Consider the following 13475-nt stretch of genomic DNA (forward strand, 5'->3'; position numbering starts at 1 on the left):
TCTCGGCCAGCGCCCTGCGGCGGGGACTGTTTGCCTGCCTCATCCTGATGGGGATGTGGGGGCTGATCGGCTGGGCGGTGGCACTGCCATGAACAACCGGATCACCTTCGAGAATGTCACGCTGAGCTATGACAGGCGTCCGGCTATCCATCACCTGTCAGGGGTTTTCCAGCCAGCCAGCAAGACAGCCATTGTCGGCCCGAATGGCGCAGGCAAATCCACCCTTCTGAAGGCCCTGATGCGCCAGCGGCTCGGGGTCGAGGGCAAGATCGATTTCGGCGGCCTGAGACCGCAGGATTTCGGCTATCTCCCCCAGCTTGCCGAGATCGAGCGCAGCTTTCCCGTCACCGTAGCGGATGTCGTGGCGATGGGGGCATGGCGCAAGACCGGCGCGTTCCGTAGCCTCGGGGCGGATCTTTCCGCCAAGGCCGCCGCAGCCATCGACGCGGTGGGCCTGACGGGGTTCGAGGCCCGCCAGATCGCCTCGCTTTCGGGCGGGCAGATGCAGCGCACGCTTTTTGCACGGCTGATCTTGCAGGATGCGCCGGTGATTTTGCTTGATGAACCCTTCACCGCCATCGACGAGGCCACCACAGCCGACCTTCTGGCCATCATCGAAGGCTGGCACAGGGAGGGACGCATGGTGATGGCGGTCCTGCATGACATTGATCAGGTGCGCGCCGCCTTCCCCGAAACCCTGCTCGTCGCGCGCAGGATGATCGGCTGGGGGCCGACGGCAGAGGTTCTGACCGAGGCGAATTTGCGTCTGGCACGCAGCACGACCACCGCGTGGATGGCCAATGCAGGCCCCTGCGAGCCCGCAAAGGGGCGTGCCGCATGAGCCTGTATTCAACCGTTTTGCAGCCTTTCGTCGATTACGGCTTCATGCGACGCGCGCTCGTGGCCTCGGTGGCGCTCGGGCTCGGGGCGGGGCCGGTGGGGGTGTTGCTGATGTTGCGCCGCATGAGCCTTGTCGGCGACGCCATGAGCCATGCGGTTTTGCCCGGTGCCGCCATCGGATTTCTGTTGGCCGGTGGCCTGTCGCAGCTGGCGATGGGGATCGGCGGGGCCGTCGCAGGCCTTGGTGTGGCGTTACTGGCAGGGCTGGTCACGCGCGGCACAGGGCTGAAGGAAGATGCAAGTTTTGCCACATTCTACCTGACCTCTCTGGCGCTCGGCGTGCTGATCGTGTCGCTGAAAGGGTCGAATATCGACCTTCTGCATGTGTTGTTCGGCACCATCCTGTCCATTGACGCCGGCGCCCTTTACATGGTGGGGGCAATCACCAGTTTCACTCTGATCGTGCTGACTCTGGTCTACCGCCCCCTTGTGATGGAATGTTTCGACCCGAATTTCCTGCGCTCGGTCGGCGGGCGGGGCGGGCTGTATCACCTGCTGTTTCTGTTTTTGCTGGTCATCAATCTGGTGGCGGGGTTTCAGGCGCTTGGCACCCTGATGGCGGTGGGGCTGATGATGCTGCCCGCCGCCACCGCCCAGCTCTGGGCGCGCAGCCTGCCCGCGATGGCCGCGCTCTCGGCGATGATCGCCATGATCTCGGGCTTTATCGGCCTGCTGCTGTCTTACCATCTGGGCTTTGCCTCCGGCCCGACCATCATCCTGACCGCCAGCGCCTTCTATGCCGTTTCGCTTCTGGTCGCCCCTCAGGGCTTTCTGGCCAGAACTCTCAATCGCCCCCATCTCGAGGGCTAAGCAAAGGATATTTCCATGACGACACCCCGCTTCCTGAAACCCGCGCTTTCGGCGCTGGCCCTTTCGATGGCCATGATGGGCGCGGCCCATGCCGAAACCCTTGATGTCGTCACCAGCTTCACGGTGCTGGGCGATGTGGTGAAAAACGTGGGCGGCACACATGTGACGGTCCGCAACCTCGTTCCCGTCAATGGCGACCCCCATGATTACGAACCCAGCCCCGAAGACGCCAAGGCCCTCAAAGCCGCGCCGGTGACCTTCCTCAGCGGCGAAGGGCTTGAGAACTGGTTCGACCGTCTGGCCAAGGCCTCGGGAAGCACGGTCCCTCCGGTCATCGTCTCGGAGGGGATCAAAACCCACGAGTTCGAGGAGGATGGCCAGAATGTCACCGATCCCCATGTCTGGAATTCCATCCCCAATGTGCTGATCTGGGTCGATAATATCGAAGCCGCCCTAAGCAAGGCCGATCCTGCGGATGCCGCCGATTTCAAGGCCAACGCCGCCAGCTACAAGGCCAGGCTCACCGCACTGGACGCCGAGATCCGCGCCGAAATCGAGGCCGTACCCGAAGCCAAGCGCAAGGTGCTGACCAGCCATGACGCGTTCGGCTATTTCGGACAGGCCTATGGCATCACCTTCCTTGCGCCGCAGGGGGTCTCGACCGAGACCGAGGCCTCGGCGGCGGATGTGGCCAAGATGATCGACCAGATCAAGGCCGACGGGGTGAAAACCTATTTTGTGGAAAACTCGAACGACCCGCGTCTGGTCAAACAGATCGCGGCCGCCACCGGCGCGGAACCGGGGGGCGAGCTGTATCCCGAAGCGCTTTCGGATGCCTCCGGTCCGGCCCCCAGCTATGAAGCCCTGATGCGCTATAATGCGGCGCAGATCACCAAGGCGATTTCGCAATAACCCGTCGCGGGCAGGGATCCCCCGGACCTTGCCCGCCACCTCCGTCTCCGCGCTCGACCTCCTGCGGTGCCGGAGCATGTTCCAGAGCCTCCCCTAGAACCTTAGCGGAGCGTCGTCCTTGACCTCTTTGATGGCGAAAAACGTGCGGATCTGACGCACCCCCGGCAGGGTAATCAATTCGCGCCCGTGCAGTTTGTTGAAATCCTGCATATTCCCGACACGGATCTTCATCAGATAGTCGAAATCCCCCGCCACCAGAATGCAATCCAGCACCGAAGGCATCTTCTGCACCGCAGCCTCGAATGCGGCAAAGCTTTCAGGGGTCGAACGGTCCAGCACCGCGCCCACCATCACCAAAGCCCCCAACCCGACATGATCGGGCGAAATCCGTGCCCGCACATCCGACATCACGCCGGTCTCGAAAAGCCGCTGCGTCCGGCGGTGGCAGGTCGCGGGCGAGATATTGCACCGGCTGGCCAGCTCCGCATTGGTCAGCCGCCCGTCCTGCTGCAAGAGCCGCAAGATCGCCATGTCGATTCGGTCCAGATCCTGGATGGAAGACTCTTCCGCTTTTGACGCCATATTTTCAGCTTTCCTTTCACAAGACTCGGATTCGAACAGAATTCCCTAAAATCGCAAGCCAAATTAGAAAGCACCTTTCTGCAATGCCTTGCTAGCCTGTGGACATCGTCCAAAGGAGATCCTGCATGAGCCTGCTCGAAAAATTCGAACGCTACCCCCTGACCTATGGCACAACCCCCATCGAATATCTGCCCCGCCTGTCTGCCGCATTGGGTGGCGAGGTCGAGATCTATGCCAAGCGCGATGACTGCAATTCGGGGCTGGCAATGGGCGGGAACAAGCTGCGCAAGCTGGAATATATCGTGCCCGATGCGCTTGCGTCGGGGGCGGATACGCTGGTCTCGATTGGTGGCGTGCAATCCAACCATACCCGCATGGTCGCCGCGACGGCGGCAAAGCTCGGGATGAAATGCGTTGTGGTGCAAGAGAAATGGGTGCCCCATTACGATGCGGTCTATGACCGTGTCGGCAATATCATGATGACCCGCCTGATGGGGGCGGAATCGCGACTGGTGGAGGACGGGTTCGATATCGGCATCCGGCAAAGCTGGGAGGATGCGATCCAGTCGGTCAAGGATCGCGGCGGCAAACCCTATGCCATTCCCGCCGGAGCCTCGGTGCATAAATATGGCGCGCTCGGCTATATCGGCTTTGCCGAAGAGGTGGCCGAGCAGGAGAAAGAGCTGGGCTTCCAGTTCGACTATATCATCGTCTGTGTGGTCACCGGATCGACGCAGGCGGGCATGATCGTGGGGTTTGCCGCCCAGAACCGCGCCGAACGGGTGATCGGCATCGACGCCTCCGCCACCCCCCAACAAACCCGCGCGCAGGTGCGCGAGATTGCCGATAATGCCGCGACACTGGTCGGTCTGGGCCGGAAAATCCGCGAGGACGAGATCGTCATCCACGAGGAATACGCCTATCCGGCCTATGGGGTGCCCTCGGAAGAGACCAATGCCGCCATCCGCCTTGCGGCCCGCACCGAAGCCATGATCACCGATCCGGTCTATGAAGGCAAATCCATGCAGGGGCTGATCGACCTGACCCGCAAGGGCGCCTTCCCCAAAGGCTCCAAGGTGCTTTACGCCCATCTGGGCGGCGCGCCTGCGCTGAACGGCTACAGCTATTACTACCGCGAAGGATGACGCGCTAGGCTCAGCTCTGGCAGATCCGCCGGAGAACCTGCGCCACATCCTCATCATTTTGCGGCAGCGGCAGAAGGTGCGCCTCCTGCCCTGCCGCGCGCAAGGCATCCGCCTGCGCGCCAAGATCAAAACACCAGACCGGAAGGCCAGTGGCCAGAGTCTCGCGGGTGGTAAAGGAAAAGGTCTCCGGCCAGATCGAGGGGATCAGCCAGCAATCGATCTTGTAACGTTCGGCCAGCAGGGCAATGTCCTGCCGCGCATAGCTGCCGTGGATCGTGCAGGCCCTGCCAAGCGGATAATTCGGATCGATATTGCCCAACAGAACCAGACGCGCCGCACCGCTCTTGCCCAGTTGGCGGGCCATGATCTGCAAGATCTCCGCCCCCTTCTGGTAGCCGATATTGCCCAAAATCCCGATTGTACGCGGTGCCTCCAGCGGCACGCGCGCGACAGAGGGCACATCCTCCAGCACATCATGCGGCCGCAGCCTGATCTGCGGGGCCAGATCCGGCCAGCAGCCTTGCACGATCTCGCGGCTATTTTCGGAAAACACCACGATCCGCGCCTGGGTAAGCGCGCGATGCCAGAGGTCCTGCCACGCTTGCAACCCGATCTCGCGGCCCTGCGCATCACGCACCTGATGGCAGGCCTGTCCGCCATGCGTCTCAGGGCGTGGCACGCCTTCGAAACGGCCCGTATCGCCCAGCAGCGTATAAGACGGGCTAAGCGGGAAAAAGTCATGGAATTCCACAACAAGCTCGGACCCTTCCGCCGCGCCACGCCATGCCAGCAGCCTGTCGGGAAGCGTTTCGGGACGGGCATCCCCCACGCCGCAGATATAGACAATCCGACGCCGCGGAACCGCCGCCAGAAGATGCGCCAGCACCGCATCGCTTTCCAGATTGGCGACGGTCTCGCCCAAGGGGGTCATAAGCGTCATCCGGTAAGGTGTCGCCCCGCCCAGTTGCAAAACCACCGCCGACTGGCCTTCGGCACAGAGGCGACTGATATCGCGCCGCATCGCGTCTTCGGCACCGCCCCCCAGAGAATGCACGACAAACACCGATAGCGGGGCCTGCTGCATCGCCCCCGCCCATGCCAGCCCGAGCCCCAAACGCGGGCCAATCATCGGATCACGCGCGATGAACCCCTGCACATCCGCATCGAAATGCGGATAGCGGGCGGTAATCCGGCGCCCGTTTTCCTCGATCAGGCGGCGCTTCTCTTCCGACCCGAACGAGGTGCCGCCCCGATGTTCGACAAAAAGGCCCGGCACGCCCAGATGCCGCGCGCCCTCGGCCTGCGTTTTGCGACACCAGTCAACCTCCTCGCCATATCCGCGCCCGAACACAGGATCGAATTCGGGAAAACGACGCAGCCAGTCCAGACCGATGCCCATGCAGAACCCTACGCCCGTCGGCAGCTCTGCCAAGGGGGCTTGCGCGAAATACATGCGCGCGCAGGCATCGAGCCCCTCCGCCACGCCGTCGGGCAAATCCCCGCGCTGGCAGATGACCGGCGCATTCATGATTTCCGCATCATTGCTCATCGGGGTCACGCTCGCCACCCGCGGGTCCGCCAAGGGGGCCACCAAGCGGCTGGCCCAGCCCTCGGGCACCAGAGCATCGGAATTCAACAGCACAACCGGCGCATCCCGCCGCAGGGCTTCGGCAAATCCGCGATTGACCGAACCGATAAAGCCCAGATTGCGCGCGTTTTCCAGCAAGCTCACCTGACCGGCAGGGCGGCTTTCACACCATTTGCGCAAAAAGGGCCGGATCTGCGGATCGGGCGAACCATCCTCGATCAGCACCAGATGCCAGTCCAGATCGGTATGGGCGACAAGCCGCGACAGGCAGAGTTGCAGCAGGTCGAAGGCGTTATAGACGGGCAGGATGATCGTGATCCGCTGGGCCGCCGCGCCCCGCTCGGCAGTCCCTGCGCGGGACAAAAGCGGCGAGTCTTCCGCCAAGCCCAGCTGCCCCGCCCCGATCCGCAGAGGCTGGACCATATCTGTCCGGCCCAGAAACAGCGCTTTCAGCCGCGCTTTGGCACGATCCTTGCGCGCACGGTCTGTGCTGCGCAGATAGATCAGCGCCGCAGGCAAGCCCTGTATCCCCGCCCAAGCGAAGGCCGCCGCCAGACGCAGGGTTTCGACCCCGCGACGCAAAGCCGCCGGATCGCGCAGCGCGATCTCGACCGTCTCGGTCCCCTTGCGGATCACAAGCCGCCCCGTTCCCGCAATATAGGGCAATGTCAGCGAAAACCCGACCTTGCCCGTCCCGCCATAGGCGGCCTGCACATCGGCGCGAAACTGCACCGGCTCCACGGCCAGACGATGCCCTTCGCCGCAGATCAGCCCCACCTCATCAGCCTCGACCCAACCGGAAACGCATCGGTGATTGCCACGGATCTCCTGCGATTCCAGCCAGCCTATCCCCTTGCCGCCTGCCGCCCTGATCGCGCGCGGGCGAAAACCGTATTGCCGATGGATCGAACTATACCGGATGAAAAGGGCCTGAAGGCTCCGCAGAGTAATCACAAAATCCGTCCTTGTCCGTCAAACCCTGTCGCGCCGCGAGTCTGCGCCCCTGCGTCCGCAATCGCAACCGGACAGGGACCCATATAGGGCATTCCAAAGCAAACCTAATCCAAAAAGCATCTGGAGAACAAAGAGAATTCTGCGAGCGCCGGACATTCCGCCCGATCGCCACCCGCCCCGAGGCCAGCAAGGGCTCAGCCGGCAGCAAACTCGGCATAGACAGGGCTGCCTTCCACCGTCTTGGCGATCCCCGCCAGAATCGCCGCGCCGGTTTCGTGCCGCAATTCGTCATACCAGCGCTCGGTCACGACAGGATCAACCCCATGCGTCACATCGCAACGCGCGCGCGCGCGCAAAACCAGATCAGCGCAGCGCGCGGCCCGCGCCTGCTGATAGGCCTGAAGCGCCGCAGGAATATCGTCGGTCCCGCGCAGCTTTTCTTCCAGCACCACCGCATCCTCAATCGCCATGCAGGCCCCCTGCCCCAGATCCGGCGTCGTGTTATGCGCGCTATCCCCCAACAGGCAGATCCGGCCTTTGGCCCAAGTGGAGAACGGATCGATATCATGGATTTCCACACGGTTGATTGCCCCCGCATCCGCTGCGGCAATCAACCTTTGCACAGGCTCGGCCCAGCCGGAAAAACAACCCTGTAACAAGGATTTATAGTCTTCACGCGCGGGGGTGTCTCCGGCAGGCATCGGTTGATCGAAGAAGAAATAGAAACGCCCCTGCCCGTTTTCCCCCGCCCCGATCGGCATGATCGAGGCCCGCTTGCCCTGCGCGACAAACGTCGTCCAGCAATCGGCGGGGGCAATCGCGGCATCCATATCCACGATCCCGTTCCAGTTGACATAGCCGGCATAGCGCCGCTCGAGCGGGCCAAGCAGATGGTCGCGCACCAGACTATGCGCCCCGTCTGCCCCGATCACAAAATCCGCGCGGCTCTCGGTGCCATCCGCAAAACGGGCAAGCACCTGCGCCCCCTCCTCCTGCAGCGCGACCAGACGCATTCCCAGCGCGATATGCTCGCGCCCGAACACGTCCATCAGCATTTCCTGCGTTGCCGCACGCGCCACCGGATAGCCGCGTATGCCCGCGCTGTTCCAAAGCGGGGTCAGCGGAAAGGCGCACATCGTCTCTCCGGTCAGGCCGTCGATATAGGCCATCCTCTCCATCTGCCCGCCCAGATCACGGATCTGCGCGCCAAGCCCCAGATGGTGGAGACACTGGATACCGTTGGGCCAAAGCGATAGCCCCGCGCCGACAGGGCGCACCTCGCGGACCTTCTCGAAAATCCGCACCTCGAAACCGATCCGGCGCAGCGCAATGCCCGCGCAAAGCCCGCCAATCCCTGCTCCGATAATCATCACCGTTTTCGTGGACATGGCTGGCGCTCCCTGTGCAATCTGTTTTGTTCAGGCTAGCTGTCGGCGCAAGGCAACTCCAGCGTGTTCCGGCAGGATTTTTCACTTGTCCGCAAAACCCGTTGGAATTGCCCGTAAATTCGGCAGCAATCGGCAGGGCAAACAAAGCGTGACCCGTGCCTTTAAGCGCGCGGCAGGCTCCTGCATTTTGTAGAGCAGAACGTCTTTGCGGCGACCGGCATACGTCTTGTCGCCAAACCCGCACTCCGAAAGCCCAAGCCTGCAGGGTGTCGGCTGCCCTATCCGCATGAGCCTATCCGCACCATGGCAGATCGCCCCGCGAACGGGAGCACACGCGACATTTACGGATTACAGCGCGTAATAGCTGCGATACCAGTCCACGAAAGACTGCACCCCCTCGCGCACCGACGTTCTGGGCGCATATCCTGTCAGTGATTTCAGCAAGCTGGCATCCGCCCATGTGGCAGGCACATCTCCGGCCTGCATCGGCATCAGATTCTGGATCGCCTCACGCCCGGTCGCCGCTTCGATCGCGGCAATGAATTCGGTCAACTGCACCGCGTTGTTATTACCGATATTGACCACGCGATAGGGCGCCACCGGCGACAAGCTATCGCCCGCGGGCACATCGGCACAACGCTCGGGCACCACATCGACCAATAGGCGGATCCCTTCGACCAGATCGTCGATATAGGTGAAGTCGCGCTTCATATCGCCGAAATTATAGACATCGATCGGCTTGTCTTCGAAAATGGCACGGGTAAATTTGAACAGCGCCATGTCCGGACGCCCCCACGGCCCATAGACGGTGAAAAACCGGAACATGGTTACCGGTAGATTGAACAGATGGGCGTAAGAATGAGCCATCGACTCGGTGGATTTCTTGGTCGCGGCGTAAAAGCTCATCTGGTGATCCGCGCGATCGGTTTCGCGATAGGGCATCTGGGTATTGGCCCCATAGGCCGATGAGGTCGAAGCCAGCAGCATATGTTTGGGCGGATAGGCCCGCGCGGCTTCCAGCAATTCGAATGTACCGATGATATTGCCTTCAAGATACGCCCGCGGATTGTCGATCGAATAGCGGACCCCAGCCTGTGCCGCCAGATGGATCACCACATCCGGACGCTCCTCTTCCATGATGGACATCAGCAGACCGGGGGTCTCGACCATACCGATAATGTCACGGAAATCGGGCGAAAGGCGCAGCTTTGCCAGCCGCGCCTCCTTCAGAGTGACGTCATAATAATCGGTCATCCCGTCCAACCCGACGACACGCCAGCCTTCGGACAAAAACCGCTGGGACACGAAAGAGCCGATAAACCCGGCAGCACCCGTCACGAGAAGCGTCGGCATGAAAGACCTCCAAATTACCGAGGCCGTTATTGCCCCTTCGGACTGATGTGGCAAGCCTCCTTAACTTGCCAGACGGTCCTCTTCGGCGCCGAGGTCCAGCTCGCTACAGCGGAAATACCCCACATCCTCGCTCATCGTGTTGATTCCACGCTGCAACATCTGGACAGCGGCCGAGCTTTCCTCGGCCATCGCGGCATTTTGTTGCACGGCACGGTCGAGGTCGCTTACGGCGCTGTTCATCTCGTTCAGACCATTGCTCTGTTCCTGCGCCGAAGAGGCGATCTGCTGGATCGAATCCCGGATACCGGTAATCGATTCATCGATCGATTGCAGCGCCTCGCCTGCCTGCCCGACAAGCTCGACCCCCCGTCCGACCTGACGGGTCGACGCCTCGATCAGCGTCGCAATCTCGCGCGCGGCATCCGAAGACCGCTGCGCCAGTCCCCGCACCTCGGAGGCCACCACGGCAAATCCGCGCCCCGCATCCCCTGCACGGGCCGCTTCGACCCCGGCATTCAGCGCCAGAAGATTGGTCTGGAAGGCAATATCGTCAATCACACTGGTGATGCGCGAAATCGACTGCGAACTTGCGGCGATTTCATTCATCGCGGTGACCGCATCATTGACCACAAGGCTCGAACGGTCGGATTGTTCTTTCGCCTTTTCCGCCTTCGCACGGGCGGTCAGGGTCATATCGGCAGCCCCGCGCACCGAGGTGGTCAGCTCTTCCAGCGCAGCGGCACTTTCTTCCAAGGTCGCAGCCTGCCGTTCGGACCGGCGCGACAGCTCTGTCGTGCCCGCTGTAATCGAGGCCGCTTCCTGCGCAATCGAGGCCGTTTGTTCCAGAACCCCGACAATCACACGTTCGATCCGGCTGATCGCATCGTTGAACTGTTGGCGCAGCGTGTTGAATTCCCCCAAATCCTGATCGATGCGCGTGCTCAGATCGCCTTCGGACAACCGGCCCAAGCTCTCGGCCATAACGCGGTTCATACGCATGTAAGGCGTGGTATCCACCGCGAATTTCACCACCTTCACAACCTGCCCTGCGGCATTCTTGATCGGGTTGTAGCTGGCGCGAATATGGACTTCCTTACCGTTTTTACCAACACGCAGGAAATCGCCCTCAAGGGTTTTGCCCTTCCGCAAATCTGCCCAATGATCCTTGTAGCTCTGGCTCTCACCATAGCCCGGTTCGACAAACATGCGATGCGACTGACCGATGATCTCGGCGCGCTCGTAGCCCATCACCTTACAAAACAGGTCATTGGCCGAAACGATCTTGCCATAGGGATCGAACTCGATCACCGCCTGCACCCCTTGAATGGCGTGGATCTGCCCTTCCGCATCGGCGGCCAAGTTGCGCGCTTCGGTGATGTCAAAGGCATATTTCACCACCTTGAACGGGCGGCCCTCGGGGTCAATCAGCGTCTCGTAGGTTGCCTGCAGCCAGCAGAATTCACCATCCTTGCGGACACGTTTCACCTGCCCCGATTCCGAAGACCCCTTGGCCAGACGTTGCCAGAACTGCGCATATTCGGGCGTATCAAGCGCGTCCTTGGGCATGAATATCCGGTGAGGTTTACCACGGATTTCCTCAATCGTGTAACCGGTCGCCTTCAGGAAATGATCATTGGCATCCAGCACATTGCCTTTCAGATCGAACTCGATCACCGCCATCGAACGTTTCAGCGCATCGACCTGGCTCCGGTTGTCGCGACGGCGCATATGCATATAGGTGATCTCGCGGGCGGCAATCAGCACATGCTCGCTGACCCCATCCTTGTTCGTGATCGGCGAATAGGTCGTATCCAGCCAGATCTCCTCGCCTTTGGCATTCAGCCGCGGTTCGATCTTGTTGACGGGCGTGCCCTGCTTGAGAACACGCCAGATCTCGTTGAAATCCTCCTGTTCGAGGTCTTTCTCACGCACGAGGGTATCATAGTTGTTCCCAAGGGCGTCCTCACGAGAAATTCCGAAAGTTTTTGCAAACAAATCGTTTATATACAAAAACTTACGATCAAAATCCACGCGTGCAACCGCATGGGAGTTTTCGAATGCACTGACTTCGCGTTTCAGCTCGTCAATCTCTTGATGCAGTTTCTTGGACTTGAACATCGGCTCTCCCGCGAGTCGTAAGAATCACTTAGTACCCACCGAGGCTACGCAAAATATGTTAAGCTTAGCTTTCCGGATCACGGGGGCCTGCCCCTTCCCCGCGGGGAAGATTGCAAAGAGCAGAATTGACAAAATCGGAAAAACACCGCATATAGGCATTGGTACCGCGCTGCCGCGTGAGCAAGCCGCGTCCGTTTGACGCATCGGCACCAGACCCACCCGTTCCCCATCACGCAGGGTTCGTATCGTCCGGCCAAAGCAGACGGGATCCGCCCGTGGCTTTCGAGGTCGCGGCGTCACACCCCTCAGGCCGCCTCCCCGCGGCCACGCCCAGCCATGATGGCATCGGGTAGCAAAGGATATTTATGTTCGATTTCGATATGCTGGGGCTGTCCCCGGCGCTGAAAGATGCGCTGAAAGCGCAAGGCTTTACTGAGCCGACCCCGATCCAGAACAAGGCCATTCCGCTGGCCATGCAAGGCCATGACATTCTGGGGCTCGCCCAGACCGGCACCGGCAAAACTCTGGCCTTCGGCCTGCCGCTGATCGACCAGTTGCTGCAGGCCCCGGGCAAGCCCGCGCCGAAAACCGCCAAGGCGCTCATCCTTGCCCCCACCCGCGAACTGGTCAACCAGATCGCCGACGGGCTGCGCGCGCTGACCAAAGGCACCCGCATCCATATCATCACCGTGGTGGGCGGCCAGTCGATCAACCGTCAGATCGGTGCGCTGCATCGCGGCTGCGACATTCTGGTGGCAACGCCGGGCCGTCTGATCGACCTGATGGACCGCGGGTCGGTCGATCTGTCGCAGACCAAACATCTGGTGCTCGACGAGGCCGACCAGATGCTGGATCTCGGCTTCATCCATGCGTTGCGCAAGATCGCGCCGCGTCTGGGCACGCCGCGCCAGACCATGCTGTTCTCGGCCACCATGCCCAAACAGATGGAAGAACTCTCCAAAGCCTATCTCAACAACCCCCAGCGCGTGCAGGTCAGCCCCCCCGGCAAGGCCGCCGACAAGGTCAGCCAGTCGGTCCAGTTCATGGACAAGGCCGAAAAGCCCAACCGTCTGCGCAAGATCCTGTCCAATGATATGGGCGCGCTGACACTGGTCTTCTGCCGGACCAAGCACGGGGCAGAAAAGCTCAAGAAAAGCCTCGAGAAAGACGGGTATCCGGCCGCCTCGATCCACGGCAACAAAAGCCAGAACCAGCGCGATCGCGCAATCGAGAGTTTCCGTGCCGGTTCGACCACCATTCTGGTCGCCACCGACGTGGCTGCCCGCGGCATCGACATTCCGGGCGTGGCCTATGTGATCAACTTCGATCTTCCCGAAGTGCCCGATTCCTACGTCCACCGGATCGGCCGGACCGCGCGTGCGGGCCGCGAAGGTCAGGCGATTGCCTTCTGCTCCGAGGAAGAAGTCGAACTTCTGGCACAGATCGAAAAGCTGATGAAGATCGATATTCCGGTTGCGGCAGGCACGCGCCCCGAAGGCACCTCCCCTGCCCCGCGTGGCCGTCGTCGCGGCGGTCCGCCGAAAGCCGGTGCCGTGCGGGCCTTCAAACCCGCGAATGAGGCCAATTCCGGTGGCCCGCGTCGGCGCCGGAACAAACCGCAGGGGGCCAAACGGGGCCCCGCCGATCCGGGAGCGGCCAAACGCCGCGCACCGCAATCCTGATCTTTCCTGCGCCCTGCCGGTTCTCTGGCGGGGCGTTTTCCTG

At 61.5% G+C, this 13475-nt stretch carries 10 protein-coding genes; 5 read left to right on the forward strand and 5 right to left on the reverse strand.

The features are described 5' to 3' along the window. Positions 1-88 precede the first annotated feature (88 nt). Genes WDB86_RS15270 through WDB86_RS15280 form a run of 3 tightly spaced genes read left to right on the forward strand, consistent with a single transcriptional unit; the run spans position 89 to position 2622 of the window. On the forward strand, positions 89-841 hold the full coding sequence (locus tag WDB86_RS15270) for a metal ABC transporter ATP-binding protein (protein ID WP_339109764.1): 753 nt from the start codon (positions 89-91) through the stop codon (positions 839-841). Then, positions 838-1710: a metal ABC transporter permease gene (locus tag WDB86_RS15275; protein WP_330647265.1), complete on the forward strand. Its 873-nt coding sequence runs from the start codon at positions 838-840 to the stop codon at positions 1708-1710. Before WDB86_RS15270 ends, WDB86_RS15275 begins: the two co-directional genes overlap by 4 nt. Positions 1711-1725: 15 nt before the next feature. Then, entirely contained in the window at positions 1726-2622 is an 897-nt protein-coding gene (locus WDB86_RS15280) for a metal ABC transporter substrate-binding protein (protein WP_341485893.1), read from the forward strand. A gap of 93 nt (positions 2623-2715) precedes the next feature. On the opposite strand, the gene WDB86_RS15285 is transcribed toward WDB86_RS15280, so the two are convergent. Continuing rightward, the gene (locus WDB86_RS15285) at positions 2716-3204 is read right to left on the reverse strand and encodes an Lrp/AsnC ligand binding domain-containing protein (protein ID WP_339109766.1); all 489 of its coding nucleotides are present in this window, start codon (positions 3202-3204) and stop codon (positions 2716-2718) included. Between the two features lie 125 nt (positions 3205-3329). Here WDB86_RS15285 and WDB86_RS15290 point away from each other — a divergent pair, with 125 nt between their 5' ends. Further along, complete coding sequence (locus WDB86_RS15290) at positions 3330-4349, forward strand: 1-aminocyclopropane-1-carboxylate deaminase (protein WP_330647262.1); 1020 nt, start codon at positions 3330-3332, stop codon at positions 4347-4349. A gap of 10 nt (positions 4350-4359) precedes the next feature. Here WDB86_RS15290 and WDB86_RS15295 read toward each other — a convergent pair whose 3' ends face one another. The 4 genes from WDB86_RS15295 to WDB86_RS15310 all read right to left on the reverse strand — a co-directional run bounded on the left by WDB86_RS15295 (position 4360) and on the right by WDB86_RS15310 (position 11750). Then, entirely contained in the window at positions 4360-6891 is a 2532-nt protein-coding gene (locus WDB86_RS15295; protein WP_341485894.1) for a glycosyltransferase, read from the reverse strand. 194 nt (positions 6892-7085) lie between these two features. After that, complete coding sequence (gene hpxO, locus WDB86_RS15300; protein ID WP_341485895.1) at positions 7086-8279, reverse strand: FAD-dependent urate hydroxylase HpxO; 1194 nt, start codon at positions 8277-8279, stop codon at positions 7086-7088. 348 nt (positions 8280-8627) lie between these two features. Beyond that, the gene (locus WDB86_RS15305; RefSeq protein ID WP_330647259.1) at positions 8628-9632 is read right to left on the reverse strand and encodes an NAD-dependent epimerase/dehydratase family protein; all 1005 of its coding nucleotides are present in this window, start codon (positions 9630-9632) and stop codon (positions 8628-8630) included. A gap of 60 nt (positions 9633-9692) precedes the next feature. Beyond that, on the reverse strand, positions 9693-11750 hold the full coding sequence (locus WDB86_RS15310; protein WP_341485896.1) for a PAS domain-containing methyl-accepting chemotaxis protein: 2058 nt from the start codon (positions 11748-11750) through the stop codon (positions 9693-9695). A 365-nt stretch (positions 11751-12115) separates the two neighbouring features. Here WDB86_RS15310 and WDB86_RS15315 point away from each other — a divergent pair, with 365 nt between their 5' ends. Further along, positions 12116-13432, forward strand: a complete 1317-nt coding sequence (locus WDB86_RS15315; protein WP_330647257.1) for a DEAD/DEAH box helicase — start codon at positions 12116-12118, stop codon at positions 13430-13432. Positions 13433-13475: the final 43 nt, after the last annotated feature.

The sequence above is a fragment of the Thioclava sp. GXIMD4215 genome, from assembly GCF_045291555.1.
Classification (GTDB): domain Bacteria; phylum Pseudomonadota; class Alphaproteobacteria; order Rhodobacterales; family Rhodobacteraceae; genus Thioclava; species Thioclava litoralis.

What these genes read in the sequence shown, in the direction of transcription:
- WDB86_RS15280 (WP_341485893.1), top strand. Translation starts at nt 1,726, where the DNA reads ATGACGACACCCCGCTTCCTGAAACCCGCGCTTTCGGCGCTGGCCCTT.
- hpxO (WP_341485895.1), bottom strand. Translation starts at nt 8,279, where the DNA reads ATGTCCACGAAAACGGTGATGATTATCGGAGCAGGGATTGGCGGGCTT.
- WDB86_RS15315 (WP_330647257.1), top strand. Translation starts at nt 12,116, where the DNA reads ATGTTCGATTTCGATATGCTGGGGCTGTCCCCGGCGCTGAAAGATGCG.
- WDB86_RS15290 (WP_330647262.1), top strand. Translation starts at nt 3,330, where the DNA reads ATGAGCCTGCTCGAAAAATTCGAACGCTACCCCCTGACCTATGGCACA.
- WDB86_RS15305 (WP_330647259.1), bottom strand. Translation starts at nt 9,632, where the DNA reads ATGCCGACGCTTCTCGTGACGGGTGCTGCCGGGTTTATCGGCTCTTTC.
- WDB86_RS15275 (WP_330647265.1), top strand. Translation starts at nt 838, where the DNA reads ATGAGCCTGTATTCAACCGTTTTGCAGCCTTTCGTCGATTACGGCTTC.
- WDB86_RS15310 (WP_341485896.1), bottom strand. Translation starts at nt 11,750, where the DNA reads ATGTTCAAGTCCAAGAAACTGCATCAAGAGATTGACGAGCTGAAACGC.
- WDB86_RS15285 (WP_339109766.1), bottom strand. Translation starts at nt 3,204, where the DNA reads ATGGCGTCAAAAGCGGAAGAGTCTTCCATCCAGGATCTGGACCGAATC.
- WDB86_RS15270 (WP_339109764.1), top strand. Translation starts at nt 89, where the DNA reads ATGAACAACCGGATCACCTTCGAGAATGTCACGCTGAGCTATGACAGG.